22 protein-coding genes are annotated in these 26,985 nt (G+C 65.3%); 9 read left to right on the top strand and 13 right to left on the bottom strand.

Translation table 11 applies throughout. From position 1 onward, the window contains the following. Positions 1–41 precede the first annotated feature (41 nt). The 3 genes from ACCQ15_RS06375 to ffh form a co-directional block, all read right to left on the bottom strand. On the bottom strand, positions 42–839 hold the full coding sequence (locus ACCQ15_RS06375) for an aminotransferase class IV family protein (protein ID WP_008571120.1): 798 nt from the start codon (positions 837–839) through the stop codon (positions 42–44). Beyond that, positions 830–1,900, bottom strand: coding sequence for an NAD(P)H-dependent flavin oxidoreductase (locus ACCQ15_RS06370; protein WP_122272230.1), 1,071 nt, complete (start codon positions 1,898–1,900; stop codon positions 830–832). The genes ACCQ15_RS06375 and ACCQ15_RS06370 overlap by 10 nt, the downstream gene beginning before the upstream one ends. A gap of 187 nt (positions 1,901–2,087) precedes the next feature. Further along, complete coding sequence (gene ffh / locus ACCQ15_RS06365; protein ID WP_008571118.1) at positions 2,088–3,464, bottom strand: signal recognition particle protein; 1,377 nt, start codon at positions 3,462–3,464, stop codon at positions 2,088–2,090. A 370-nt stretch (positions 3,465–3,834) separates the two neighbouring features. On the opposite strand from ffh, the gene ACCQ15_RS06360 reads away from it, so the two are divergent. Beyond that, complete coding sequence (locus ACCQ15_RS06360) at positions 3,835–4,626, top strand: cytochrome C assembly family protein (protein ID WP_008571117.1); 792 nt, start codon at positions 3,835–3,837, stop codon at positions 4,624–4,626. A gap of 264 nt (positions 4,627–4,890) precedes the next feature. On the opposite strand, the gene ACCQ15_RS06355 is transcribed toward ACCQ15_RS06360, so the two are convergent. After that, entirely contained in the window at positions 4,891–5,940 is a 1,050-nt protein-coding gene (locus ACCQ15_RS06355; RefSeq protein WP_011346786.1) for an aldose epimerase family protein, read from the bottom strand. A gap of 237 nt (positions 5,941–6,177) precedes the next feature. On the opposite strand from ACCQ15_RS06355, the gene ACCQ15_RS06350 reads away from it, so the two are divergent. After that, entirely contained in the window at positions 6,178–7,761 is a 1,584-nt protein-coding gene (locus ACCQ15_RS06350) for an alpha-N-arabinofuranosidase (protein ID WP_122272229.1), read from the top strand. Positions 7,762–7,985: 224 nt separating this feature from the next. Here ACCQ15_RS06350 and ACCQ15_RS06345 read toward each other — a convergent pair whose 3' ends face one another. Together ACCQ15_RS06345 and ACCQ15_RS06340 are read right to left on the bottom strand one after the other, a co-directional pair. Continuing rightward, positions 7,986–8,354: a response regulator gene (locus tag ACCQ15_RS06345; RefSeq protein ID WP_014089653.1), complete on the bottom strand. Its 369-nt coding sequence runs from the start codon at positions 8,352–8,354 to the stop codon at positions 7,986–7,988. Further along, entirely contained in the window at positions 8,347–9,510 is a 1,164-nt protein-coding gene (locus ACCQ15_RS06340) for a PAS domain-containing hybrid sensor histidine kinase/response regulator family protein (RefSeq protein WP_372381341.1), read from the bottom strand. Before ACCQ15_RS06340 ends, ACCQ15_RS06345 begins: the two co-directional genes overlap by 8 nt. A gap of 159 nt (positions 9,511–9,669) precedes the next feature. Between ACCQ15_RS06340 and ACCQ15_RS06335 the strand changes: the two genes are divergently transcribed. The 6 genes from ACCQ15_RS06335 to trxC all read left to right on the top strand — a co-directional run bounded on the left by ACCQ15_RS06335 (position 9,670) and on the right by trxC (position 16,724). After that, positions 9,670–12,843 (top strand): response regulator, encoded by a 3,174-nt coding sequence (locus tag ACCQ15_RS06335; protein WP_218195469.1) that lies wholly within the window; start codon positions 9,670–9,672, stop codon positions 12,841–12,843. Then, positions 12,816–13,664 carry a CheR family methyltransferase gene (locus ACCQ15_RS06330; RefSeq protein WP_372381340.1) on the top strand — a complete coding sequence of 283 codons (849 nt, stop codon included), beginning with the start codon at positions 12,816–12,818 and terminating at the stop codon, positions 13,662–13,664. The genes ACCQ15_RS06335 and ACCQ15_RS06330 overlap by 28 nt, the downstream gene beginning before the upstream one ends. Continuing rightward, a complete protein-coding gene (locus ACCQ15_RS06325) occupies positions 13,661–14,245 on the top strand; it encodes a chemotaxis protein CheB (protein WP_372381339.1) in 585 nt (194 codons plus the stop codon). Before ACCQ15_RS06330 ends, ACCQ15_RS06325 begins: the two co-directional genes overlap by 4 nt. Then, positions 14,242–15,372 carry a hybrid sensor histidine kinase/response regulator gene (locus ACCQ15_RS06320; RefSeq protein WP_008571106.1) on the top strand — a complete coding sequence of 377 codons (1,131 nt, stop codon included), beginning with the start codon at positions 14,242–14,244 and terminating at the stop codon, positions 15,370–15,372. The genes ACCQ15_RS06325 and ACCQ15_RS06320 overlap by 4 nt, the downstream gene beginning before the upstream one ends. A 366-nt stretch (positions 15,373–15,738) precedes the next feature. Further along, positions 15,739–16,104, top strand: a complete 366-nt coding sequence (locus ACCQ15_RS06315; protein WP_008571105.1) for a DUF1428 domain-containing protein — start codon at positions 15,739–15,741, stop codon at positions 16,102–16,104. A gap of 173 nt (positions 16,105–16,277) precedes the next feature. Then, positions 16,278–16,724, top strand: coding sequence for a thioredoxin TrxC (trxC, locus tag ACCQ15_RS06310; RefSeq protein ID WP_029818931.1), 447 nt, complete (start codon positions 16,278–16,280; stop codon positions 16,722–16,724). 117 nt (positions 16,725–16,841) lie between these two features. Here trxC and ACCQ15_RS06305 read toward each other — a convergent pair whose 3' ends face one another. Next, the gene (locus ACCQ15_RS06305) at positions 16,842–19,211 is read right to left on the bottom strand and encodes a TonB-dependent receptor (protein WP_372381338.1); all 2,370 of its coding nucleotides are present in this window, start codon (positions 19,209–19,211) and stop codon (positions 16,842–16,844) included. Positions 19,212–19,468: 257 nt separating this feature from the next. On the opposite strand from ACCQ15_RS06305, the gene ACCQ15_RS06300 reads away from it, so the two are divergent. After that, positions 19,469–21,154: a glycoside hydrolase family 43 protein gene (locus ACCQ15_RS06300; protein WP_372381337.1), complete on the top strand. Its 1,686-nt coding sequence runs from the start codon at positions 19,469–19,471 to the stop codon at positions 21,152–21,154. 92 nt (positions 21,155–21,246) lie between these two features. Here ACCQ15_RS06300 and ACCQ15_RS06295 read toward each other — a convergent pair whose 3' ends face one another. The 6 genes from ACCQ15_RS06295 to ACCQ15_RS06270 are packed head-to-tail and all read right to left on the bottom strand — an operon-like array spanning position 21,247 to position 26,663. Continuing rightward, a complete protein-coding gene (locus ACCQ15_RS06295; protein WP_014089647.1) occupies positions 21,247–23,202 on the bottom strand; it encodes a response regulator in 1,956 nt (651 codons plus the stop codon). Next, positions 23,192–24,067 carry a sensor histidine kinase gene (locus tag ACCQ15_RS06290; protein ID WP_008571099.1) on the bottom strand — a complete coding sequence of 292 codons (876 nt, stop codon included), beginning with the start codon at positions 24,065–24,067 and terminating at the stop codon, positions 23,192–23,194. Before ACCQ15_RS06290 ends, ACCQ15_RS06295 begins: the two co-directional genes overlap by 11 nt. Then, on the bottom strand, positions 24,064–25,062 hold the full coding sequence (locus ACCQ15_RS06285; protein WP_372381336.1) for an ATP-binding protein: 999 nt from the start codon (positions 25,060–25,062) through the stop codon (positions 24,064–24,066). Before ACCQ15_RS06285 ends, ACCQ15_RS06290 begins: the two co-directional genes overlap by 4 nt. Positions 25,063–25,064: 2 nt before the next feature. Next, positions 25,065–25,460 (bottom strand): ATP-binding protein, encoded by a 396-nt coding sequence (locus ACCQ15_RS06280; protein WP_008571097.1) that lies wholly within the window; start codon positions 25,458–25,460, stop codon positions 25,065–25,067. Further along, complete coding sequence (locus tag ACCQ15_RS06275; protein ID WP_003484273.1) at positions 25,457–25,819, bottom strand: STAS domain-containing protein; 363 nt, start codon at positions 25,817–25,819, stop codon at positions 25,457–25,459. The genes ACCQ15_RS06280 and ACCQ15_RS06275 overlap by 4 nt, the downstream gene beginning before the upstream one ends. Before the next feature lies 1 nt (position 25,820). Next, positions 25,821–26,663: an STAS domain-containing protein gene (locus ACCQ15_RS06270; RefSeq protein WP_014089644.1), complete on the bottom strand. Its 843-nt coding sequence runs from the start codon at positions 26,661–26,663 to the stop codon at positions 25,821–25,823. Between the last annotated feature and the right edge of the window lie 322 nt (positions 26,664–26,985).

Below are 26,985 nucleotides of genomic sequence, written 5' to 3'. Positions count from 1 at the left end.
TAGCGGGCTCCGGCGGCGAAGCCAAGTCACCCCTGAACCGCTCAGATCGCTTGCCAGGCCTGGGTTTGCAGGGCCTGCTCCAGAATTGCCAGCTGGGCGGCGGCGTCCGGCCACTGCACAGACCCGACCGCCGCCAACGCCTGTTGCCCACGCGCATTGCAGCTGAAGCCGCCATCGAATCCGTGGAGTTCGTCCAGCGTGACGGGGCGCGTGTCCTGCTCGATGCCAATCGCTTGCAGCCCGGCCTGCAGCAGCCGCTGCCGGGTGCCGGGCAAGGCCGGCCCCCGTGGCCACACGACCCTGCCCTGCTGCCACAGGCCCAGATTCCAGAATGCCCCCTCCACGAGCCGGCCTTGCGGATCGATCAGCAGCGCGTCGTCGAACCCGGCAAGCATTGCCTGACGGCGCAGTTGCAGCAGCGCAAAGGTGCCGACGTGCTTTAACAGCGGCTGCTCGCGCACGTAGCAGGCCGGCTGCGCGCGCACAGCAGTTGCTGGCATCTGCGCAGCGGGCGAGAGCGCGATCAACACATCCAGTGCAACGACGCGCGCTGGATCGCGCAGGTCGAAATCCTGCGAAAACACCGTGATGCGCACGCTCGCATCGGCACTGCCGGCGACCGACAATGCGGCCCGCAACTGCGCGCGAATGGCCTCAATATCGACGGCAGCACCAAACAGGGCTGCGCTGTCGTGCTGCAGCCGTTGCAGATGCAGGTCCAGCCCAAGCGCAGCGTTGTTGCGCACCTGCAGCGTGGTGAAGTGGCCGTAATTGTTCAACGCCGCGGCACTGAGCTGCTGCGCGGTGGCGGCCATGCCATTGCAGAAGATCAACGGCACAACAGCGCCTGCGCCTGTTCCCACCACTGCGTCACGACATGCGCAGCCGGCTGTGCAGGCGCCATCCAGGCGGATTGGCCGGCCCAGGCCTGCATCGCATCCAGACGGTTATCGCGCGCGGCCGCCTGGCGCATCGGCGCGGTGAGCCCGCGCTGCACCGGGTACGGCGCGGGTGGCGGTGCGTCTGCAGCGCTTGCTGCACTGACATACGCTGTGGTCAGCGCGCGCCCCAACCGGCCCGAGAATGCACGGGTTGGCTGGGTGTGCTCCGGCTCTGCCTGAGATAACGCGTCGGCCCAGGCGCTTGGCAATGCAGCTTCGGGCGTGCGTAGCAAGCCGGTGCCGATCTGTACCGCGCTTGCGCCCAAGGTCAGCGCTGCCGCGATGCCGCGCGCATCGGCGATGCCGCCGGCCGCGATGACCGGGACATCGAGACGATCGACCAGACGCGGCAACAACGCCAACAGCCCGGTCATCTGCTGCGCTGCGCGGCCGGCCTCGAACGCACCGCGATGACCACCGGCCTCGGCCCCTTGCGCAACCACTGCATCGGCGCCTGCTGCCTGGGCCGCAAGTGCTTCGTTCAAGGTGGTCGCGCAGGCGAACCAGGCGATCCCGGCATTCTTGAGACGTTCCACCTGATCGGGCCGAAAGACACCCATGATCGATGAGGCAACTGCTGGCCGCGCAGCGAGCAAGGCATCCAATTGCGCATCGAAATCGGCAGGTGTCGCATCGCCCGCTGTCTCCGCCACCGGCGGCCCCCACTGCGCAAGAAACGCGCGCAGCCGCGCCTCGGTGGCCGCATCGCGTGCAGGTGTCGGGTCGGGAATCCATAGATTGATCTGCGCAGGCCCTGCGCTGGCCTCACGGAATGCCGCCATCCACGCCACGATGTCATGCGGCTGCGATAACACCGCACCCATCGCGCCCATGCCACCGGCGTTGGCAACCGCCGCCGACAACGGCACCGGGCAGGCGCCGGCCATGGGACTGAGCAGGATCGGAGTCCGCACCCCAAAGCGCTGCTGGAAGGCATCGACGTTGGAAAACCTGGTCATCAATCACTTCGCACACCATGAGATGGCGCATGGTAACCGCGATGGAGAAACGCTGATGCCGGCACGGGCACGGGCACCTGCCGCGCCCGTCTACCTTGAAGTGGTCTGCCACGCCAGCACAAGGGCCAGCGCAAGATGCACGCAGTGCGCCTGCGAATGTCTTCGCAGCGCGGCGTACGCAGGTTGCTCAGCGGAACGGCATGCCGCCGCGGCCGCCCATGGCGCCCATCATGCCCTTCATGTTGCGCATCAGGCCCTTCATGCCGCCGCCGGCCAGCTTGCCCATCATCTTTTCCATCTGCTGGTACTGCTTCATCAGCTTGTTGACGTCGGCCGGCTGCATGCCGGAGCCGCGGGCGATGCGGGCGCGGCGCGAGCCATTGAGCAGCGCGGGGTTGCGGCGCTCTTTCTTGGTCATCGAATTGATGATGGCGATCATGCGCGGCACTTCCTTGCCGGTGACCTGCTGCTTGACGTTATCCGGGATCTGGCCCATGCCCGGCAGCTTGTCCATCAGCCCATGGATGCCGCCCATGTTCTGCATCTGCTCGAGCTGTTCCTTCATGTCGTTGAGGTCGAACTTCTTGCCCTTGGCGACCTTGGCGGCCAGTTTGGCGGCCTTTTCCTGATCGACGCTGTGCTCGACCTGCTCCACCAGCGACAGCACGTCCCCCATGTCCAGGATGCGGCTGGCGACGCGATCGGGATGGAACACGTCCAGCCCGTCGGTCTTTTCGCCGGTACCGACGAACTTGATCGGCTTGCCGGTGATGTAGCGCACGCTCAGTGCCGCGCCGCCGCGCGCGTCGCCGTCGGTCTTGGTCAGCACCACGCCGGTCAGCGGCAGCGCCTCGCCGAACGCCTTGGCGGTGTTGGCCGCGTCCTGGCCGGTCATCGCATCGACCACGAACAGGGTTTCGGTGGGGTTGACCGCGGCGTGCAGCGCCTTGATCTCGTCCATCATCGCCTGATCGATCGCCAGGCGGCCGGCGGTATCGACCAGCAACACGTCGACGAACGACTTCTTCGCATCGGAGATGGCCGCGCGCACGATGTCCACCGGCTTCTGCGAGGCGTCGGAGGCGAAGAACAGCACGCCCACCTGTTCGGCCAGGGTCTTGAGCTGCTCGATCGCGGCCGGGCGGTAGACGTCGGCCGAGACCACCATGACCTTCTTCTTGCGCTTTTCCTTCAGGTGCTTGGCGAGCTTGCCGACCGTGGTGGTCTTGCCTGCGCCCTGCAGACCGGCCATCAGCACGATCGCCGGCGCCGGCACGTTGAGGTTGAGGTCGGTGGCGGCCGCGCCCATGACGGCGGTGAGCTCGTCGCGCACCACCTTGATCAGCGCCTGGCCCGGGGTCAGCGACTTGAGCACTTCCTGACCGACTGCGCGCACCTTGATGCGCTCGATCAGCGCCTGCACCACCGGCAGCGCCACGTCGGCCTCGAGCAGCGCGATGCGCACTTCGCGGGTGGCTTCGCGGATGTTCTCCTCGGTCAGGCGGCCGCGGCCGCGCAGGCGCTCCATGGTGCCGGAGAGACGTTGGGTAAGGGACTCGAACATGCGCAAAGGACCGCGGAGGGGAAACGGGTGCCGATTATAGCGGCACCGGCTGGCGGCCGGCCCCAGCCCCGGAAACGTGACCTTTTAAGGAACTCTTCGACCGCACCGCGCGGCGGGCAATCCGCCGGGACCGGGACTGCGACGAGCAGAACGGCAGCAAGGCCGGTAATAGACGCTCTACTGCATACCCGGCGCACCCCCGCTTCATGCGAGGTACCGCCCCCCTTGCCGGCCAGCAAAACCCAAGCGACCCATTGCCAGGCTTCCCCGATTCCCCGATTCCCCGATTCCCCGATTCCCCGATTCCCCGATTCCCCGATTCCCGATTCCCCAATCCCCAATCCCGGCCCCACCATGCGAAACTTCCACGATGACAATCGTTCTCATCGCGTTCGCCCTGTATCTGCTTGCCACGGCACTGCTCACCCGGGCGGTGTTGCGCGATGGCAACCAATCGCCTGCGCACTGGCTGGCGCCCGCATTGGCTGCAGTGGCCTTGCACGCCGGTTACCACGTGCTGGTGGCCGTGCGCACCGCCGGCGGGCCGGACATGCACTTCTTCGCGGCCTTGTCGTTGTGCGGGCTAGGTATGGCTGCGCTGACGGCGGTGTTCGGCGGCCGCGGGCGGATGGCGGCGGTGGGTGTGGTGGTGTTCCCGCTGTCGGCGATCCTGCTGGCCAGCTACCACGCCTACGGCCATGAGCCCAGTTCGGATCTGGGCTGGCGACTCGAATTGCACGCGTGGCTGGCCTTGCTGGCCTACGCCACGCTGGGCATCGCTGCGCTGCTGGCAATCATGCTGTGGCTGCAGGAACGCGCGTTGCGGCGGCGCGATTTCCATAGCTGGCTGCGCGCACTGCCACCGCTGACCGAGCTGGAAACGCTGCTGTTCCGCACGATCACGGTGGGCTTTGTGCTGTTGAGCCTGACCCTGCTGACCGGCCTGTTGTTCGTGCAGGACTTCCTGGCGCAGCGGCTGTTGCAAAAGACCGTGCTGAGCATCCTGTCGTGGATCGTGTTCGGTGCGCTGCTGATCGGCCGCTGGCGCAATGGCTGGCGCGGCACCAAGGCGGTGCACTGGACGCTGACCGCGATGGCGCTGCTGGTGCTGTCGTTCTTCGGCAGCAAGTTCGTCATCGAGCTGGTGCTGGGGCCGCGTTGAGCGCGGTTGGCCTAGCCCAGCGTCTCTGATGTGAAATCGAACACGGCGAAGTGCGATCGCCTGGATTGCACATCCTGGCCGGTGCGCTGGCCGCGCGCATGGATCGAACTTCTGCGGCCTGCTACGGGCAGGCACACCAGAGCATTGGCAACCCAGGCTTGCGGCAACTGAAGGTCTTGCAACTTCAGAGTGGGCACTGCGATCAGCGGTGCCGGGTCGCGCCCGCACGACGCAGCTCAGCCAACCCCCAAGCGCTGAAATCTCTCACGCATCCAGCGCGGCGCGCACGGCGTCCCAGGGCTGGTCCGGCCCCGCCTTGGCAAAGCGATAGCTGATACTGCGGCGGTAGGTCTGACCCGGCCGCAGGATGGTCGAAGGGAAGTTGGGGTGGTTGGGAGCGTCCGGATAGTCCTGCGGCTCCAGGCATACGCCACGGCCCAGTCCGGGATGGTGGGCGTCCAGATGCTGGCCTTCGTACACCTGCACCGCCGGGGCATCGCTGCTGATGCGCAGCGCCACGCCACTGTGCGGGGAGTACAGCTCGGCAACGCAGTCCGCGTCGGCGGCCAGCACCAGACACTGGTCGTAGCCCTTGCCGAGGATGATCTGGGGATGCGCCGGCTGAATGTTGTCGGCCAGCGCAGCAGGCTGGCGGAAATCGAATGGCGTACCGGTCACCGATGCGATCTCGCCCGTGGGGATCGACTCGGCATCCACCGGCAGGTAGCGATCGGCCGGCACGCGCAGCACCTGCGCTGCGGCCCGCAGCTGCGGGTCGCCGGACAGATTGAAATACGGGTGGTGGGTAAGGTTCAACGCAGTCGCGGCATCGCAGTGCGCTTGGAAGTTCAGCTGCAGGCTCAGCCCGTGAAGCTGTAGGTGCGCGCGCACATGCAGATTGCCGGGGTAGCCCTCTTCGCCATCGGGTGAGTCGTAGCCCAGCAGCACCTGGTCCGGCGCCTGCTCCAGCACGCTCCACACCCGTCGCCCGAAACCGCGCAGCCCGCCGTGCAACTGGTTACGCCCCTCATTGGCGGCCAGCACGTGGGTGACGCCCTCCAGGGTGTAACGCGCACCGGCGATGCGGTTGCCGAAGCGGCCCACCAGAATGTTGAGGCTGTCGCCATCGGCAGCATAGGCGGCTAGATCCGGCAGGTTCAGCACTAGCGGCACGACACCCTGTGCGGTGGTCAACTGCAGCGTATGCAGGATGCCGCCGTAGGTGAGCACCTCCGCCTGCAGACCAGCCTGGCTGCGTAGCGTGAGCGCATGGATTTCGACACCGTCTGGCAACTGCCCGAACACTCGCTGCATGGATCGTCCTGCCGATGAGGTAGCCCGCGAGCATAGCCGCATGCGATGGCTGCCGACCATGCCGCCGCGCACATCCTGGCCGGCGAGGCGATTGCAGTGGCGAAGCGACTGCCGCGCTCGCCTGCAGCGGCCGCGCTGCAGCAATACAAAGGGCGGCCACCGGCACTACGCTAGCCGCGCACTTCCCATCGCAGCAGCACCCACCCGACCATCGACCAGCACAGGAGCACCGACCCGATGCAGTGGATTTCCCCCGCGTTGCAGGCATCGCGCAGGCAGCTGTTGAACGCCGTTTTCGTCGCCGCCGCGCTTGCCAGCGTGCCGGCCAGCTTCGCTGCCGAGGTCAAGGTCAGCGGCACCTTGCGCGTGGACCAGCCCGGCGCGCAGGTGTCACGGCAACTGTTCGGCCAATTCGCCGAGCATCTGGGCACCGGCATCTATGGTGGCGTGTGGGTGGGCGAGGAATCGTCGATCCCCAATACGCGCGGCTATCGCAACGACGTGGTCGCCGCGCTGAAAGCCATTGCCGTGCCCAACATCCGCTGGCCTGGAGGTTGCTTCGCCGACGAATACCACTGGCGCGATGGCGTCGGCACGCCGGGCAAGCGCCCGATCCGGGTCAACACGCACTGGGGCGGTGTGGAAGAGTCCAACCGTTTCGGCACGCACGAGTTCATGGACTTCACCGAATTGCTCGGCACCCAGGCCTATGTCGCCGGGAATGTGGGCGATGCTGCGCCGGAGGAGATTGCGCAGTGGACCGAATACATGACCGCGCCGACACGCTCGAGCCTGGCCAACGAGCGCCGCGCCAATGGCCGCGATGCGCCCTGGCAGGTTCCCTACTTCGGTGTGGGCAACGAGCTGTGGGGCTGCGGCGGCAATATGCGCGTGGAGTACGCAGCCGATGTGTTTCGCCGCTACCAGACCTTCGTCAAGTCGCCGGCCAACCAGAAGATTTTCAAGATCGCGCCCGGCCCAAGCGACGACGACTATCACTGGACCGAGGTGATGATGCGCGAGGCCACCAAGTTCATGGATGGGCTGAGCATGCACTACTACACCATTCCCGGTGGCTGGCCGCCGCGCGCGTCTTCGACCACGTTCGACGAAACCGCGTGGATCCAGACGTTGTCACGCACGCTGGTGATGGACGAGCTGATCACCAAGCACAGCGCGATCATGGACAAGTACGACCCGGCAAGGAAAGTGTCCCTGGTCGTGGACGAATGGGGCACCTGGTATGCGCCATTGCCAGGCACCAATCCCGGCTTCCTGCAGCAGCAAAACAGCCTGCGTGACGCGCTGGTGGCGTCGCTCAACTTCGACATCTTCAGCCAGCATGCCGAGCGTGTGCGCATGGCCAACATCGCGCAGATGGTCAATGTGCTGCAGGCGATGATCCTCACCGATGGCGAGAAGATGGTGCTGACGCCGACCTATCACGTGTTTGCGCTTTACAAGCCCTACCAGGACGCCACACACCTGCCGCTGCAATTGCAGACACCTGCGTATCGTCATGGCGACACGCAGGTGCCGGCCGTGCACGGCTCGGCGGTCAAGGCGAAGGACGGCCATGTGTATCTCGCGCTGACCAACCTGGACGCGACTGCGGCGGCGGCTGTGAGCGTGCAGGTGGAAGGGCTGCCGCTGCGTGCGGTGGAGGGACAGATCCTGACCGCACCGGCGATCACCACGTACAACACCTATGCGCAGCCACAGGCCGTTGCGCCGGCGGCATTCAAAGGCGCACGTGTCCAAGGCAAGGCAGTGAACGTGGCGCTGCCGGCGCATTCGATCGTGATGCTCAAGTTGCGATGAGCGATCGGATGCAATGCACAGGGCCTGCCCAGGCGCATGACGTGTCGGGCACAGCCAGCCGTGTGGCGCCGCGTTGCCGCGTGCGGGCGCGCCTTCGAACCGGGCGATCGTTGCATCTGATGTGCCTGTGGTCACGTCGCCGTGCCGGCGTGACACTCCGGGTTGAAGGCGCCATCAACAAGGCGCACTAGCAGCGCCGTCGATGCCGCACGCCCAGCCAACGTTTACGCGTTGGCGGCGGTACTCTTGAGCATGTCGATGAGCTGGCGCAGGCGGTAGGGTTTGGGCAGGAAATCGACCTGAGCCGGCAACGGCGGCAACTGCGCCTTGGCAAATCCCGAGGCCAGAATCACGCGTGCCTGCGGCAGCAGTTGCGCCACCTGCTCGCTCAGTTCAATGCCCGACATGCCGTTGGGCATGCGGATATCACTGAACACCACATCGTACGGGCCGCTGTCGCGCACCATGCGCAACGCGCTGTGACCATCATCGGCGGTGTCGACGCTGATGCCGGCATCGCGCAGCGCTTCGCCGATCAGTTCGCGCAGTTCTTCTTGGTCTTCCACCATCAGCAGGCGAAGGGATTCAGTCATGCTCGGCCTCCTCGACGGCCGGGAGAAACACGGTGACGGTGGTGCCGCGTCCAGGTGCGGTCTCAAGCTCGACGAAGCCACCGGACTGGGATGCGAAGCCATAGACCTGGCTCAAGCCCAGGCCGGAGCCCTTGCCGACATCTTTGGTGGTGAAAAAAGGTTCGCTGGCGCGCTGTGCAACGTGGGCGGACATCCCCGGACCATCGTCGCGTACCGCAAGGGCGACGTACGGGCGAAGGACGCCTTGGTGGCCTGAGGGTTCGGGTCGTTGCGCAGCAGAAGCAAGCAACACGATGCTGCCGCCAGCGGGCATCGCATCGCAACTATTGAAGACCAGGTTGAGCAGCGCCGCCTCCAGCTGTCCAGGGTCGACGCGCACATGCGGCAGTGCGTCGGCGAACTGCAACGCCAAGCTCACACCCGGCGGGCAAGCACGCCGTAACAGTTCCAGCGAACGGGTCACGATGTCGTTGACGGGGTGGCGCTCGGGGTTCAGCTGTTGCCCGCGCGCGAAAGCGAGCAGTTGCCGCGTCAACAAGGTGCCGCGATCCACCGCAGTTTGCGCCACTTCAATCAACATGCGGGTGCGCGCATCTTCACCAGCGCTCAGCGCTATCAGGTCCAGGCTGGTCACCATCACCGTGAGCAGGTTGTTGAAATCGTGGGCCATGCCCAGCGTCAACCGGCCCAAGGCTTCGACCTTCTGCGATTGCAGCAACGCCTGCTGCGCCTGTTGCAGCAACTGCTGCGCTTCATGGCGCTCGGTCAGATCGCGGGTGACTTTTGCAAACCCGACCAGCACGCCGAATTCCAGCACCGGTTCGATCACCACGCTGGCCCAGAACCGGCTGCCGTCCTTGCGCAGGCGCCAACCTTCGGCAGCGAAGCGCCCTTCTTGCTTGGCAATTTCCAGATTGCGGCTGGGTTCGTCGCGTTGCGCATCCTCGGGCAGGTAGAACCGCGAGAAATGCGTGCCCAGGACCTCGCTTGCGCTGTAGCCCTTGATGCGCTCGCCGCCGGGGTTCCAGCTGCAAATATGCCCACCAATATCGAGCATATAGATCGCGTAATCGGACACGCTCTGTACCAACAGCTGACACTGCCGGCTGTCGTAAGAAAGCGGCCCTGCGCTGTCGACGGCCGTTTCCGCATCCATCGCGCGATGATTCTCCGGAAAAGCGCGGGACCATATTGATAGCGACGTGAAGGCTGCGTGCAAGCCAACCCGGCAGCAAAAAGCGTCAATTTCCCGGCGATTTGTGCGTGAAAGTTATCGGCTACCATGACCGCCCTTCCAGTTCGGTCCACGCACCTTATGCACACCATCTCGACCACACGCGACCGCTGGGTGTGGGTCATCGCGGGGGCCTTGATGGCTGGAACGCTGGGCATGGAACTGGTGACCCCGCTCGGTTATGCAGTGTGGCTGACCTACTTCGTGGCAGTGGGCGTGACGGTGTTTCAGAACCGCCCGCAGGTGCCACTCATCGTCGGCGTGCTGTCGTGTGTCTTGCTGGCGATCGGTTTTCAGCTCGCGCCACCAAGCACGAATTCGAGCTTTTCCTCGGTCAATCGCAGCATTGGCGGCGTGTCGTTCCTGGCAATGGCGTTGGTGGTGATGCAAGCGATCCGCGCACGCCGCCAGGCCGAATTCGCACTGTGGCTGCAGCAGGCAGAAAACACGGTCGAAGCCAGTTTGCGCGGCGATCAGGCACCGCAGGAGCTGGCCGACGCCGCGGTGCGCGCACTGTGCCAGACACTGGATGCGCAGGTCGGCGCGCTGTATCGCATCGAGGGCGACCGTCTGCGACTCACCGGTGGTGCGGCGTTGCCGCCGGATCTGCCGCAGACGCTGCCCACCGCAGCCGGCCAGCTCGGCGAAGTGCTGCAACGTGGCACGGTGCGTCGCATCCGTGGCATGGACGCCGGGCATCTGCAGATTGCCTCCGGGCTGGGCCAGAGCAGCTGCCAGGAGCTGCTGCTGGCGCCGATCACCGCCGACGACCGGGTGATCGGCGTCATCGAGCTCGGGCGCGTGACCGACCCACGCACCGCCGGCTCGCGCGAAGAAGAACTGCTGGCACGCTGCGGCGAGAACATCGGCCTGGCACTGCGCACCGCGTTGCTGCGCGCGCAGCTGGTGGCCTTGCTGGAAGAAACCCAGCGACAGAGCGAGGAACTGCAGACCCAGCAGGAAGAACTGCGCGTGGCCAACGAGGAACTCGAAGAACAGAGCCGTAGCCTGCAGCAGTCGCAAAGCGACCTGGAAGTGCAGCAGGCAGAACTGGAACAGACCAACGTGCAGCTGGAAGAGCGCACGCAGGCGCTTGAGGCGCAAAAGCAGGCCTTGTTGATCGCGCAGAATCAGCTGGTGCGCAATAGCAACGAGTTGTCCACTGCATCGCGCTACAAGTCGGAATTCCTGGCCAACATGTCGCACGAGTTGCGCACGCCGCTCAACAGCGCCTTGATCCTGGCCAAGTTGCTGGCCGACAACAAGGACGGCACGCTCAGCGCCGAGCAGGTGAAATATGCGCAGGCGATCCTGTCGTCCAACAACGACCTGCTGGCGCTGATCAACGACATCCTGGACCTGTCCAAGATCGAAGCCGGGCACGTGGAGCTGGCCGACGAAACGGTCGTCACCGATTCGGTGCTGCAACGCCTGCGCGAAACCTTCGAACCGCTGGCGCGACAGAAGGGTCTGGCATTGGAGATCGCGGCAGCTGCCGGCGCGCCGGCACAGTTGGTCGTCGACAACCAGCGCCTGCAGCAGATCCTGAAGAACCTGTTGGCCAACGCCATCAAGTTCACCGAACACGGCAAGGTCAGCTTGACGGTCCAGGCGCATGCGCCCGGCCGTGTGCACTTTGCGGTGACCGATACCGGCATCGGCATCGCGCGCGAACAGAGCGAGGTGATCTTCGAAGCGTTCCGTCAGGCCGACGGCAGCACGCGCCGCCGTTATGGCGGTACCGGGTTGGGTCTGTCGATTTCGCGCGACCTGGCCCAACGCATGGGCGGCAGCATCAGTGTGGACAGCGAGCCCGGGCGCGGCAGCTGCTTTACGCTGGAATTGCCGACCGATGGCGCACCTGCGGAGGTGACCGGCCCTGCCGATACAGCTACGAACGCCGCCGCGGTCGCAGGCCCGGCGTCTGCTGCCCATGTGCAACAACGCAACGGCAGCGCGATGGGTGCGCAATCCGGCGCATCTGGTGGTGCGGTGGCCCACACGGTGCCGGTGCCAATCGCATCGCCCAACGCTGCACCGATCCAACGGGCCGACGACGATCGCGACCAACGCAGCCGCCCCGGCCGGCTGATCCTGGCGGTGGAAGACGACACCCGCTTTGCGCAAGCACTGGTGGAACTGGCCCACGAACTGGATTTCGATTGCGTGGTGGCCCCCAACGCAGAAGAGGCCCTGCGCCTGGCCGCCGAGATGCGCCCGAGCGGCATCCTGCTGGACATCGGCCTGCCGGATGCGTCCGGTCTGAGCGTGCTCGAACGCCTCAAGCGCGATCCGGCCACTCGCCATGTGCCTGTCCACGTGGTGTCCGCGCTGGAACGCAGCCAGATTGCGCTGGAGCTTGGTGCGGTTGGCTACCTGATCAAGCCGGCCACGCGCGAACTGCTGGCCGGTGCGATCCGCCAGCTGGAAGAAACCAATGCACGCGCAGTGCGTCGTTTGTTGATCGTCGAAGACGACAGCGCATTGCGCGCGAACCTACAATTGCTGCTGGCGCGCGACCAGCTGGACATCGTCGCGGTCGGCAGCATTGCCGAGGCGATGGATCAGCTGGCAGGCTCCACCTTCGATTGCATGGTTACCGATCTGGCCTTGCCCGACGGCAGCGGCTACGACCTGCTCGAACGCATGGCCGGCAACGATGCGGTCGCCTTCCCTCCCGTGATCGTCTACACCGGGCGCGCCCTGACCCGCGACGAAGAACAAGGCCTGCGCCGGTATTCCAAGAGCATCATCATCAAGGGCGTGCGCTCGCCGGAACGCCTGCTCGACGAGGTGACGCTGTTCCTGCACAGCGTGGAAGCCTCGTTGCCCAGCGATCAGCAGCGCCTGCTGCGCGAAGCACGCCGCCGCGACGCGGTGCTGGACGGCGCCACCGTGTTGCTGGCCGAAGACGACGTGCGCAACATCTTTGCGCTCTCCAGCGTGCTCGAACCGCTGGGCGTCACGCTGCAGATCGCACGCAATGGCCGCGAGGCGCTGGAGCACCTGGCCAAGCACGAGGTGGACCTGGTCCTGATGGACATCATGATGCCGGAGATGGATGGCATCACCGCGATGCGGCAGATCCGTACGAACCGTCAATGGCAGGATCTGCCCATCATCGCGCTGACCGCCAAGGCCATGGCCGACGACCGCGAACGCTGCCTGGAAGCCGGCGCCAACGACTACATCGCCAAGCCCATCGACGTGGACAAGCTGGTCTCGCTGTGCCGCGTGTGGTGCTCGCGGCAATGAACGCGGTAGAGCTGTTCGACCTGGAACTGCGCGTGCTGCTGGAAGCGGTATTCCAGCGCTATCACTACGACTTCCGCGACTATGCGGTGTCGTCGTTGCGACGGCGCATGCGCCACGCGATGGCGCGTTTCGACTGCGCGCGCGTGGCCGATCTGCAGCACCGTCTGCTGCACGAGCCGGACACCTTCGCGCAGGCGATGCAGTTCTTCACCGTGCAGGTCTCGGAGATGTTCCGCGACCCGGCATATTTCCGCGTCCTGCGCGAGCATGCGGTGCCGGTCTTGCGTACCTATCCCTCGATCAAGCTCTGGGTGGCAGGCTGCAGTACCGGTGAAGAAGTCTGGTCCCTGGCCATCCTGCTGCACGAAGAAGGCCTGTTGGAAAAGGCGGTGATCTACGCCACCGACATCAACCCCGAAGCGCTGGGCATGGCCGAAGCCGGCGCCTATGGCATCGATCGTATCGCGCAGTTCAGCCGCAATTATCTGGACGCCGGTGGCCGCACCTCGCTGTCGGACTACTACACCACCGCTTACGACGGTGCGGTGTTCGACCGGCGCCTGAAACGCAATATCGTGTTCGCCGATCACAGCCTGGCCACCGACACGGTGTTTTCCGAAGTCCACCTGGTGTCATGCCGCAACGTGCTGATCTATTTCAACCACAGCTTGCAGGATCGCGCGGTGGGGCTGTTCTACGACGCATTGGTGCATCGCGGATTTCTCGGATTGGGCAGCAAGGAGTCGCTGCAGTTCGGCGCGCACGCGCAGGCCTTCGAAGCCTGCGCGCGCGAGCAGCGGCTGTATCGGAAGGCCGCATGAGCCGCGCGTCTGCAGCTCAGCGTTTCGATGCGATCGTGATCGGTGCCTCCGCCGGTGGCGTGATGGCCCTGCAGGCGTTGTTGTCCGGGCTGCCGGCGGATTTGCCGATGCCGGTGTTGGTCGTGCTGCATCTGCCGCGCGACCGCCCCAGCCACATCGCCGAGCTGCTGGATGCGCGCTGCGCGTTGCCGGTGCGCGAGGCCGACGACAAGCAACCGCTGCTGCCCGGCACCGTCACCATCGCCCCGCCCGACTACCACCTGCTGGTGGAAACCCGCCACAGCCTGGCGTTGTCGATGGATGCGCCGGTGTTGTTTTCGCGCCCGGCGATCGACCTGCTGTTCGAATCGGCTGCCGATATCTTCGGCGAACGCCTGCTGGCGATCCTGCTCACCGGTGCCAGCAGCGACGGCAGCGCCGGGGTGGCCGCGGTGCGTGCGGTGGGCGGTACCGCCTGGATCCAGCGCCCCGATGACGCTGCCGCCTCGTTGATGCCCGCCTCCGCTCTCGCCCACGCCGGCGCCGATGCGGTGCTGACCTTGCAAGCCATCTGCACCCGACTGGAAGCTTTTCACGCATGAACCTCACCGCGACCGGCCTGGCTGCAAGCAGCGACGACACCGAATCGACCAAGATCCTGATCGTGGACGATGTGCCGCAGAACCTGGTGGCCATGGAAGCGCTGCTGCAACGCGACGGCATCCGCGTGCTATGCGCCGCCTCCGGTGCGCAGGCGCTGGAACTGCTGCTCGAACACGACGTGGCATTGGCGCTGCTGGACGTGCACATGCCGGAAATGGACGGCTTTTCACTAGCGGAATTGATGCGCGGTTCGCAGCGCACCCGGCATGTGCCGATCATTTTCCTGACCGCCTCGCCAAACGATCCGATGCGCGCTTTCCAGGGTTATGAAACCGGCGCCGTGGATTTTCTGCACAAGCCGATCGAGCCGCACGTGATCTTGAGCAAGGTCAACGTGTTCATCGAGTTGTACCAGCAGCGGCGGCTGCTCAAGGCGAGAAATGCCTCGCTCGAACGCGCGCTCACGCTCAACGAAACCATGATGGCCGTGCTCACCCACGACCTGCGCACGCCGCTGTCGGTGATCCTGCTGTGCGCCGACAAACTCGGCCTGGATGTTGATGCCGACAGTTCGGCGGCGCGCACGCTGGAACACCTGGAAAACAGCGCGCACCGCATGTCGCGCATGGTCGAGCAATTGCTGGATTTTTCGCGCCTGCGCACCGATGGTTTGCCGATGCAGTTCGGCCCATGCAACCTGGGCGAGGTGGTGCACAGCGTGGTAGGCGAAGTGGCGCAGGCCAATCCGCACACTACGATCGACCTGCGCACCGAGGGCGACCTGGATGGCGATGGGGATGGCGACCGGTTGGCGCAGGTCGTGTCCAATCTGGTCGGCAACGCCGTCCTGCATGGCGGACGCCATCCGGTGCAGGTGCATCTGGATGGACGCGAACACGACACCCTGCGCCTGTCGGTGCGCAACGCCGGCAGCATCCCCGACAGCCTGATGCCGCGCCTGTTCGAACCGTTCAAGGCCAGCTTCCATGCCAGCCAAGGACTGGGACTGGGCCTGTTCATCGCCGACCAGTTCGTCAAGGCACACGGCGGCACGCTGCAGGCGCGCAACGAGGACGGCGATGTGGTCTTCGAAGCACGACTGCGCCGCCACAACCTGGCAGCCTGACCGCCGCACGTTCCCGGCAACTGCAGTGCCGGTGCGCACGCGGGTGTAGTACGACCAGCGCATCTTGGCCGATGCATTGCCACGGCCTCCAGCAAGAGGGGCCAACAGCGCGCTGCCGTCGATCGACGCACAACAGATCCGCTGCCGCCGTGTCAGCGAGCCCGACAGCCAGGGTCTTGGCAGTGCGCCAGGCGGCCCAGGTGACAGCCAACTCAAGCAGTGCCGTTGCACCCCATGCGCCGTATGCTCGTGCGGCCAGCGCGCTGGACGCACGCTCCTGCCCCACTGCTCTCCAGTTCTTGGTCGTACCAACATCCCTTGGTCATCCTCGGGTGCACACCGTGCACCCCGTCTGCGGAGGTGGTTATGTCGTATATCGATGGTTTTGTGCTTGCCGTCCCCACGGCCAACAAAGAAGCATTCATCGCGCATGCCCGCATGGGCGATGCGGTCATCATGGAATACGGTGCGCTGCGTGTAGTGGAGTGTTGGGGCGACGATGTCCAACCGGGGCAATGGACCGATTTCTATCGCGCCGTGGATGCCACCGCCGAAGAGACCGTGGTGTTTTCCTGGATCGAATGGCCGGACAAGGCCACCCGCGATGAGGGCATGCGCAAGATGATGGAAGACCCACGCATGGACCCGTCAGTCAATCCGATGCCATTCGATGGCAAGCGCATGGTCTACGGTGGCTTCGTGCCGATCGTGGCGCTGGGCCAATCGGCGTGAGCGGTGTGGCGCGTGGCGGCCCGCAGGAGCTTGGCCAGGCATGCGCAGGCTGGTGCCGCCGCTGGCATTGGGCACGGAATCGCTGGTGGTGATCGCTACACTGGCCGCATGCAGCATGCGCCGCCAGCGATGGCCGAAGACAGCGCAGGCAGCGCCGCCGACTGGAGACCCACATGACCGATGCACCACTACTGATCGCGTGCCCGAGTTGCGCTGCGATGAACCGTATTGCGCCCACGCGCCTGCGCGATGCGCCCAACTGCGGCAGCTGCCATCAGCCGCTGTTCCTGGGGACGCCGGTGGCTTTGTCGGCTGCAGATTTCGACAAGCATGCGGTGCGCAGTGCACTGCCGCTGGTGGTGGATTTCTGGGCACCTTGGTGCGGGCCATGCCTGAGCATGGCGCCGCAATTTGCCGCAGCCGCTGCAGCATTGGAACCGCAGGTGCGCCTGGCCAAGGTGGATACCGACCTGCATCCGGCGCTGGGCACGCGCTTTGGCATCCGCAGCATTCCCACCTTGCTGGTCATCCAGGGTGGGCAGGAACTAGGCCGTCATTCCGGCGCAGTGAGCAGCGCGCAAATCGTCAACTGGGTGCGCTCTGTCCTGAGCAAGCGGTGAAACGACACGACGGCCAGCTGCGCATACACGCAGTTGGCCCATCCACCTGCAGGAAACATCACTGCGGCGCAGTTGCCGCAGTGACTGCATCAGCCGATCAACCAGGCGATCAACCGGTTACTGCCAGTTGACATTGACCGACACCCCAACGACACGCGGCTCGTTGTAGACCGCGGCCATGTAGTTTTCGATCACACCCTTGAGGTTCTTTTCGTTGGTGATGTTGCGCGCGAACGCTGCCACTTCCCAGGCACCGTAGCCACCGGTGTAACCCAGCTTGAGGCCACCTTCGAAATTGCCGTCGGAACGGAACTCGGTGGAGTCGTACAGCACGAAGCTGGTCTGGCCCTGCTTGTTCCAGTCGGTGGACACGAAGAACGCGCCGTCGTTGCCCACCGGGATGTCGTAGCGCGCGGCCAGGTTGAGGTTGTACTTGGGCGCGTTGGGCAGCGGGTTGCCGTCGATCTGGGCGAAGGTGTTGGCACCTACGCGGATGGTCGGGTCGTTGACGGTGCACACCACCACGCCATTGAGCGCGCAGGCCTGCGCAAACACGCGCTTATCGTGGATTTCGCTGTGCAACAGGCTCAGGCCGGCGGTGATCGACAGGTTGGAGATCGGGCGCCAGTCCAGGTCCGCTTCCATGCCGTAGGCCTTGGCCTTGTCGGCATTGAACAGCACGCCATTGCCGTCCGAGTCGTTGCCGTTGAGCTGGATATCGTCGACCGTGTAGGTGAAGCCGCTGACATTCAGGCGCAGACGGTTCTCGAACAGGCTGCTCTTGATGCCGGCTTCCCACGACAGGATGGTTTCCGAATCGGCGGTAGTGAAGTCCGAATTGAACACCGCGCTGCGGCCCTGGATGGTGGGGCCACGGAAACCGCGCGCCACGCGCGCATACACGCTCAGCTGGGGGTCGATCTCATACATCGCGCTCAGATCCCAGCTGGGCTGGGTGTCGGACATGCGCACATCGCGCCGACCGCGGTAGGTCACCACACCGGCTGCGGTATCGGCGGTCTTGAGCAGACGGGTTTCCTTGGTGTCCTTGGTCTGGCGGATGCCGGCGGTGAGCGTCAGCGCGTCGGTCGCCTTGTAGCTGATCTGCCCGAAGCCGGCCCACGAGGTATTGGTATTGCGCAGGCGCACCCAGTTATTCGGGTTGCGCGCGGCGGTCTGCAGGAAATAGGCACGCTGATAGAAATCGGTGGTGTCGCGGCCGTCGAAATAGAACGCGCCCACCTGCCACTGCAGGGCCTCGTCGCCTTCGCTGGCCAGGCGCAATTCCTGCGTGTACTGCTCCAGGTCGCGGATCTGTCCCATCGACTGGCCAAAGCCGTTCGGCACGCCATTGACCGGGTAATTGGCGGCAGCACCGCCATCGGTGTCGCCACGGCTGTAGCCGGAAGTGGTTTCGTAGGCGGTGATGGAGGTCAGCGACACGCCACCGAAGTCGTAAATCGCCTTGAGCGAGCCGCCATCGGTTTGATACGCCTGCGGGTTGTCGTGCCCCTCATCATAGGCCACACGGTCGCGCGGCACGTCCACCTTGTCGCTGCCACGCGTGATCGCGTTGCGCAGGAACAAGGTGGAAGTGCTGTCGTAATCGCGCGTGTGCACCGAGCCCAGCAGCGAAAACGCATCGTTGGGCTTGAGCAAGACCTGCAGGCGCGCATTGCGGTCGTTGTAACCGCCCATCGCGTCCTTGCGTGGGGTGCGCGTGCCATCGGCGCTGCTGCCGGCAAAGGTGTTGTCCACCCAATCGTCGCGGTGCTGGTACAACGCGGACACGCGGAACGACAGCACGTCGTTGATGGGGCCACCGAAGCCGCCATCCAGCGAGATGGTGTTGTAGCTGCCGTAGCTGGCGTTGACGCGACCGGTGTAGGTGTCGCTGGGCTTGACGGTGTCGAACTTGACGATGCCGGCGGTGGTGTTGCGGCCGAACAGCGTGCCTTGCGGACCGCGCAGCACTTCGACCTGGTCCACGTCATAGACCGGATTGGATTTGAGCACGACATGCTCCAGCACCACATCGTCCTGGATGATGGAGACCGGCTGCGAGGCACCCAGGTAGAAATCGATATTGCCCAGGCCACGGATATAGAAGCGCGGGAAGATGCGCCCGGTGGTGGTTTCGGCATAGAAGCCCGGCACGCGGCCGGACAGCGCCAGCAGCGTGTCATCGCCACCGGCGGTGTAGTCGCGCATCGCTGCGCCCTGCACCACGCCGACCGAGACCGGCACGTCCTGCAGGTTCTGCTCGCGGTGCTCGGCGGTGACGGTGACCGTGTCCAGCGCGGTCGGGCTGGCTTCGCCCTGGGTCGCCGGCGCTTGCTGCGCAGACGCGGTTGCCGCCAGCGAGGCTAGCAACAGGCCGGCGCAGGCACGTGCCAGCGGCGTGCGCTGCAAGGCGGTGCGGCGGCGCGCAGCGACCTGTGCAATAGCGGACACCGGCGACGGAAAGACAGGCGAGTACAACGACATGCGGGTTGATCCTAGGTAGTGATGCGAGGTGATGACACAGCGTCGAAGCCGTTTGGCATGGCACGCCGGTTGGCGGCGCCGCTTGGCGCCGCGCGCACGATATGTCAGCAATGTTGCAGCGAAGTGGCAGCGCCCGTTCCACACACCCCGCCACGCGCGTGGAGGCATGCCACCATGCAGCGTTGGCATCGCAAAACGTCATGCCACGCCGCCCTGCGTGCTGTCATGCTGGTGTCGTACTGGCGTTGCGCCAGGGCATGGCACGAGGGGATCTCTTGAAACGACTCGCATGGGTGGCCGGCCTGCTGGCCGCATTGAGCTGTCAGCTGGCGCATGCCGGCACCGCGTTGATCACGCAGATCGATTACCAGGGCGACGACGGCGGCCCCGCGCCAACCGCCGCGCAGTACCGCAACCCGGTCGTGGCCGGTTTTCATCCGGACCCATCGGCGGTGCGCGTCGGCGACGATTTTTATCTGGTGAATTCCAGTTTCGGCTATTTCCCCGGCCTGCCGGTCTTCAAGAGCAGCGACCTGGTGCACTGGAACCAGATCGGCAACGCGATCGACCGTCCAACCCAGATCAATTACGGCAACGACGAACTGACCCGCGGCCTGTTTGCCGCCAGCATCAGCTACCACGCTGGCACCTTCTATATCGCCAATACCTGTTTCTACTGCGATGGCGGCAATTTCCTGATCACCGCCACCGATCCGGCCGGGCCGTGGTCGGATCCAATCTGGCTGGACGCCAAGGGCATCGACCCCTCGCTGTTTTTCGATGACGATGGCAGCGCCTGGCTGGTCAACAACGACGTGCCGGCCGGCAAGCTGCGCTACGACGGGCACCGCGCCATCTGGCTGCAGCGGATGGATCTGGCCAGCATGAAGTTGGTCGGCACCCGTCAGGTGATCGTGGATTCGGGCTTCAAGCCGGCCACCAATCCCGAACACATCGAAGGCCCGCACCTGTTCCGCCGCGATGGCCACTACTACCTCACCGCGGCCGAAGGTGGCACCGGCGAGCAGCATGCGCAGATGATCTACCGCAGCCGCCAGATCACCGGGCCATACGAAACCTGGAGCGGCAATCCGGTACTCACCCAACGCGACCTGGACCCATTGCGCAATGCGCCGATCACCTCGGCCGGGCATGCACAGTTCGTCGAACTCAAGGACGGCACATGGTGGGCGGTGTTTCTCGCAACGCGCCCTTACCGCGGCAATCACTACAACCTGGGCCGGGAAACCTTTCTGTTGCCGGTGCAATGGCGCGATGGCTGGCCGGTGGTGCTGCCGCACGGCGCCGCGGTCCCTGTCGTGGCAGCGCGCCCACCCTTGCCGGCGGGCACGCAGCCCCTGCCGACCACCGGGCCAATGCAGTGGAGCGAGCGCTTCGGGGATGCGCGCGTGCCGATGCAATGGATGACCATCCACCCACCCATCAGGCCGTGGTATCAGCCCGGCGCACAAGGCTTGCGCGTGACGCCGGCAAACATTGCGCTGGGCGATATCGGCCGTGGTCAGCCGGCCTATCTGGGTCATCGCCTGCAGCATCATCACGCCACCTTGGTCGCCAGCGTGGATGGCAGTGCGCTGGCACCAGGCGAACAGGCCGGTCTGGCGATCGTGGCCAAGGAGAGCAACTTCCTGGCAGCAATGCTGGTGCGCGAGGACAGCGGCGCTGCGGTGGTGCTGTGTTGCCGCGCCGGAGCGCAACAGCCCGGCACCGGCACCGAACTGGCACGCGCGCCACTGCCCGATGCCACGCAACCGGTGAAACTGCGCTTTGCGCTGGATGCCGCACGCGTGCGCGTGGATTACGCCGTCGGCCAGGGGCAGTGGCAGACGCTGCTCGAACAAGGCGATGCAAGTGTGCTCAGTACCGAGTCGGCCGGCGGTTTTCTTGGCGCCACATTCGGGCCGTACGCGTATGCGCGCTAAGCGAAATGCAGGAACGTGGCTGCACGCCCGCTGCATGCGCAGGCCGCGCCCGCCCCGCAGCGACGCATGCGTGTTTGGAGCCGCTTAACGCCCTACGCCCGCGCCAGGACACTGCTGTCGAGCATCTGCACCACCGTGTTGAGCAGATCGTTGAGGCTGAAAGGCTTGGGCAGCAAGGCCATGCCCTCTGCCAGAAATTCTTGCCGCGTGGCCGCGTTTTCGGCATAGCCGGTAATGAACAGGATCGGCAGACCCGGGCGTAGCGTGCGCGCCACATCGGCCATGTCGCGCCCGTTCATGCCGGGCAGGCCGACATCGGAGACCACCAGATCGATGTGCGCCTCGGTGCGCAAGTGTTCCAGCGCGCCGTTGGCATCCTCGGCTTCGATGACCTGGTAGCCGGCATCGCTGAGCACTTCGCTCACCATCATGCGCACCACGTCGGTGTCGTCCACCAGCAGGATGCGCTCGTTGCGCGTGCGCGGCGCGCTGGGCGCCGGTGCCGGCAGCATTTCGTTGGCCGAGAGCCCGCGCGGCAGCAGGAGCGCCACCGTGGTGCCACGACCCACATCGCTGGTGATGCGTGCGGTACCGCCGGATTGACGTGCGAACCCGTAGGTCATCGACAGGCCGAGACCGGTGCCTTCGCCGATGGGTTTGGTGGTGAAAAACGGCTCGAACACCTGGTCGAGAATGGCCGGCTCGATCCCGCTCCCGTTGTCGATCACCTTCACCGCGACATAGTCGCCGTCGTCCAGTTCCGGATCGTTGTGCGCGGTGTAGGCCGCGCTCTGGATGCGGATGGTGCCCTGCCCTTTCAAGGCATCGCGCGCATTGATGACCAGGTTGAGCACCACGTTTTCGAGCTGGTTGGCATCGGCAATGGCCACCAGCGGCGTGGACGCAAGATCCAGCTCCAGCGCGATGTTTTCGCCGATCGAGCGTTGCAGCATGTCTTCCAGCGAACGCACACGGGTGTTGACGTCGAACGGTTGCGCGTCCAGCGATTGCTTGCGTGCGAACGCCAGCATGCGCTGGGTCAGCGCGGCGGCGCGGTGCGCCGAGCCGTTAGCGATCTCGGCCAGGCGCGGCACGCGTTCGATGCGATTGGATTCCACTGCGAGCTGGATCATGTCCAAGCCGGAAATGATGCTGGTCAGCAGGTTGTTGAAGTCGTGCGCGATGCCACCGGTGAGCTTGCCCAGCGCTTCCATCTTCTGCGCCTGCAGCAGCTGGATTTCGGTGTGCTGACGCTGCGCGATCTGATGCGCGAGCTCGCTGGTGGCGGTATCCAGTTCCTGGCGCTGCTCGCGCTCGCGCAGGCGCTGCTCGGTCACGTCTTCCACCAGCAACAGCCCCAGATCCGGCTCGCGGTAGGGCGACACGCGCCATTCGGTTTCGCAGAGCTTGCCATCGCGCAGCAGCGACAAGGTGCCGCTCCAGCGCTCGCGTTGCGCCAACGCAGTGGTCAGTGCGTGCACGGCGGCGGCCTGATCCAACCCGGCGGCATGGATCGCAGCGCCGGGTGTGGCGCTACCGATCAAGCGTTGGAATGCGGCATTGGCCTCGTGCATGTGCAGGTTGGCATCCACCACCGCAATCGGCGCGCTGATGTGTTCGAAGATTTCGCGGAAACGCGCCTCGCTGACCCGCAACGCCTCCTCGGCGCGGCGTGCGCGTAACAGCGTGCGCAAGGTGGCCAGCAACACGTTGGGGTCGACCGGATGGATCAGGTAGGCGTCGGCGCCGGCATCCAGCCCGGTGATCATGTCGCCGGTGGCGATCGAGGCCGCCGAAACATGCACCACCGGCAGCAACGCGGTGCGCGGCTCGGCACGCAGCGTCCGCACGATATCGAAGCCGCTCATGTCCGGCAGGTTGACGTCCAGCACCACCGCAGAAAACGTCTGCGCGGAAAGTTTGGCAAGACCCTCGGTCCCGGTGCCGGCTTCTTCGACCGCGAACTGATGGTGTTCGAGCACGCGCCGCACCGAATAACGCGTCACCGCGTTGTCGTCGACGACCAGAATGTGGTGCTTACTGCCCACGCGTTTCCTCCGCTGCCAGTGTCATCGGCAGCACCACGTAAAATTCAGAACCCTGCCCGACCACGCTGTTGATCCCCACCCGGCCGCCCAGCAATTCGGCGAACCGTTTGCAGATCGACAACCCCAGGCCGGTGCCGGTCAGGCGTTTTTGCAGCGGCGAGTCCACCTGTACGAAATCTTCGAACAAGGCCTCGTGAAGCTCGGCCGGAATGCCGATGCCGGTGTCGTGCACGCCAAAGCGTACATGGCTGTCGCCTTCCAGCTGCGCAAACACGCGCACCTGCCCCTGCGGGGTGAACTTGAGCGCGTTGGAAATGAAATTGCGCAGGATCTGCGCCAGCTTCTTGTCGTCGGTGTACAGCAGCGGCAGCACCGGCGGATCCTCGAAGATCAGCGTGGTCGTGCCCACATCGGTGAGCGGACGGAACATGCCGCGCAGCGCCGCGAACAGGTCCATCAGGTCGAACCAGCCCGGCGAGATAGTGATGCGCCCGGCTTCGATCTTGGCCAGGTCCAGCAGGTCGTCCACCATCTCGGTGAGCTCGCGCGCCGAACCGCTGACAAAGCGCACCTGCTTGAGCTGCTCTGCATTGAGCGGCCCGTCCATGCCATCCTCCAGCAGCCGGGTGATGCTCAGGATCGAGCCTAGCGGGGTGCGGAACTCGTGGCTCATGTACGACAGAAAGCGGCTCTTGAGTTCGGACACCTCGCGCAGCTGTTCGGCCTGTTGGTCGAGCTCGGCATACAAGGCCAGCACGCCCTGGTTGGTTTCTTCCAGCTCTTCGCGCAAGGCCTGGTTCTGCTGGCGCAAGCTTTCCAGTTCAGCCATCGCCTCGGCTGCCGGCATCTTGGTGGTTGAATTCATTGCATGCCTCCCAAGCGCATGACGAACACGCAGCAATCGTCGCGGCCGCGCGCGTAATCGCGCGCCAGCACTGCGGCAATGATGCGTGGATGGCGCGACAGCAGGCCCGGATGATCGCGCAGGGTCCAGCGCGATTGCAGGCCGTCGCTGTGCATGACCAGTAACTTGCCGGCGGCGCGTGGAAAGTCGAACGGTTGCGCCTTGCGGAACTGCACCCCGACGATGCCCGGGTGCGAGGGCATGCCGCGCACGCCGTCGCCATCGCACAACGAGGCGACGATATTGCCCACCCCGGCAAAGCGCACCTGGCCGCTGCCGGGATCGAACTGCATGACCGCCGCCGCGCCGCCGCGCGTGCCGCTCATGCCGGCATGCAGGCGCGCGATGCGTTCGCCGGGTTCGCCACGGGCCGCTGCCGCAGCGCGCGTCCCCGCATCGGCGGCATCGGCCGCGCCCGCTCCGTGGCCCAGGCCGTCGATCATGCTCACGGTCACGCCTTGCGCATCGATCGCCAGATGCCAGCCATCGCCGCAGACCGTTTCGTTCTGGAGCGGCACACGCAGCGCGCCGTAGGGCAGGTCGGGCATGCTGTCGGCGTCGGCGTACACGCGCGCCAGGACCACGGCCCCCCGGGCATCGGAATAGGCGTCCAGCAACGCGGCATGTCGCTGCACCGTGCCCAGGCCGTTGCCAGGCGTGCCGCCGGTGGAATATCCGTCCGGCAGACAATCGGCCAGCACGAATCCGCGCCCCTGATCGAGCGTGCACAACTCGATGCCCAGACCATCGCGGCCGGCGACGCTGCACAGCTGCATCTGCCCGCCACCGGCATGGTTGAGCAGGTTGGTGCACAACTCGGTCGCCACCAGGGCCACGCGGCCACAGCCGTCTTCATCGAAACCGCAGGCCTGTGCAAGCGCCACCGCTTCGCGGCGCACCTGCCCGACCTGGGTGCCCTCTTCGACGCGGATCACCTGGGTGAGCGCGCCGGTCATGGTTACTTCCATTTGGTGATGGTGATGCGGGTGCCCTTGCCGGCTGCGCTATCGAGCACGAAATCGTCCACCAGCCGCCGGCTGCCGGACAGTCCCAACCCCAGGCCACTGCCAGAGGTCCAGCCGTCGGTCAGTGCAAGCTCCAGGTCTGCAATGCCCGGGCCCTGGTCGCGGAACGTCAGCTGCACGCCCTTGCGGATGCCGCTTTCGACCAGTGCCCAGTCCATGTCGCCGCCACCGCCGTAGATCACCGTATTGCGCGCCAGTTCGCTGGCCGCGGTGACCAGCTTGGTTTGATCGACCAACCGCAGCCCGCATTGCACCACCAGCTTGCGCACGGTCTGCCGCGCCAGCACCACATCCTGCTCGGTGCGCACCGGTTGCGAGCCGACCGTCATGGAGCCGCATCGGGTTGTTGCAGCAGGCGCATGCCGCGCTCGACATCGAGCGCGGTGCGCACCGACGGCAAGGTCAGCCCCAACTCCACCAGGGTGATCGCCACCGCCGGCTGCATGCCCACCACCACGGTTTGTGCGCCCATCAGCGTCGCCAGCCCGGAAATGGTGCTGATCATGCGCCCGATGAACGAATCGACGATATCCAGCGCGGAAATGTCGATCAACACGCCACGCGCAGAGGTGGCGCTGATCTTCTCGGACAGGTCGTCCTGCAGTTGCAGCGCCAGTTGGTCGTGCATGTCCACCTGGATGGTGACCAGCAACAGATGGCCCATCCGCAGGATCGGAATACGTTCCATGTCAGTCTGCCTTGCTGACGGTCACGCCGGTGCGCTTGAGCGCCAGCGCCAACGCATCGGCCAGGTTGGCCTTGGTCACGATCCCCTGCAGGTCCAGGCCCAGATGCACGATGGTTTGCGCAATCTGCGGGCGCACGCCGCTGATGATGGCGTCGGCCCCCATCAGCCGGATCGCGGTAACGGTCTTGAGCAGATGCTGTGCCACCAGGGTGTCCACGGTGGGCACGCCGGTGATGTCGATGATGGCGATTTCCGAGCCGGTGTCGACAATGCGTTGCAACAGCGACTCCATCACCACCTGGGTGCGCTGCGAATCCAGTGTGCCGATCATCGGCAGCGCCAGCACGCCGTCCCACAGCTTCACCACCGGGGTGGACAGCTCCAGCATCTCTTCCTGCTGACGCACGATGATGTCTTCGCGGGTCTTCTGGAAGACCTTCACGGTGTACAAGCCCAGGCGGTCGAGCAATTCCGACAACGCCCACAACTGCTGGCCCAGTTCTTCCGGGGTACTGGCGTATTCGCGCTGCACCAGCGCAAACAACACGCGCTTGAGCGAAAAGATGAAGTTGGCGGTTTCCTGCGAATCGAAACCACGGGTGGCGCGGTCGCGCGAGAGATGTTCCAGGAAGCGACGCACCTCGCTCCATTCGGCACTGTCCAGGCTGCTACCGTCGTGCTTCAACGACGCCACCAGCAAGCGCAGGAATTCGCCGGCCTGCGCTTCGAATTCCTGCCGCGACAGACGCGCATCGTTGCCCAGGCTGGACTCCAACCATGCGGTCAGCAACGCATGTTCCTGGCCACCAATCGCATCGATCGAGCGCTGCTGCAATGCCACCATGAGATCACCCACCAAAAGAAAAGAGGTTGGGCATGCGGGCTGGACTGCGCCCTGACCGACGCGGCGCCCCCACGCCGATGCGCAGCAGAATAAAGCAATTCAGATTGACCAACCAGCGAGCCAACCTGTAGCAGTCATCCGCCCACGGGCGCAGTGTGACATTGCCGCGCGCACGCCGAACGTGCGCCGGTCCACGCCTGCGGACATGCACTGCACCAGCGCCCGTGCAAGGCAACACGCCAACCGGTCGGCGTGCCATCACCCCGGGCCCTGGCGATGGCCGATCGACGGCGCGTCACTGCGTTTTGAGCCTGCGGCGATG

The sequence above is a fragment of the Xanthomonas sp. NCPPB 1754 genome, assembly GCF_041475725.2.
Taxonomy (GTDB): Bacteria; Pseudomonadota; Gammaproteobacteria; order Xanthomonadales; family Xanthomonadaceae; genus Xanthomonas; species Xanthomonas euvesicatoria.
The sequence above is the reverse complement of the archived record's forward strand: the minus strand, read 5'-3'. Positions and strand labels throughout refer to the sequence as shown.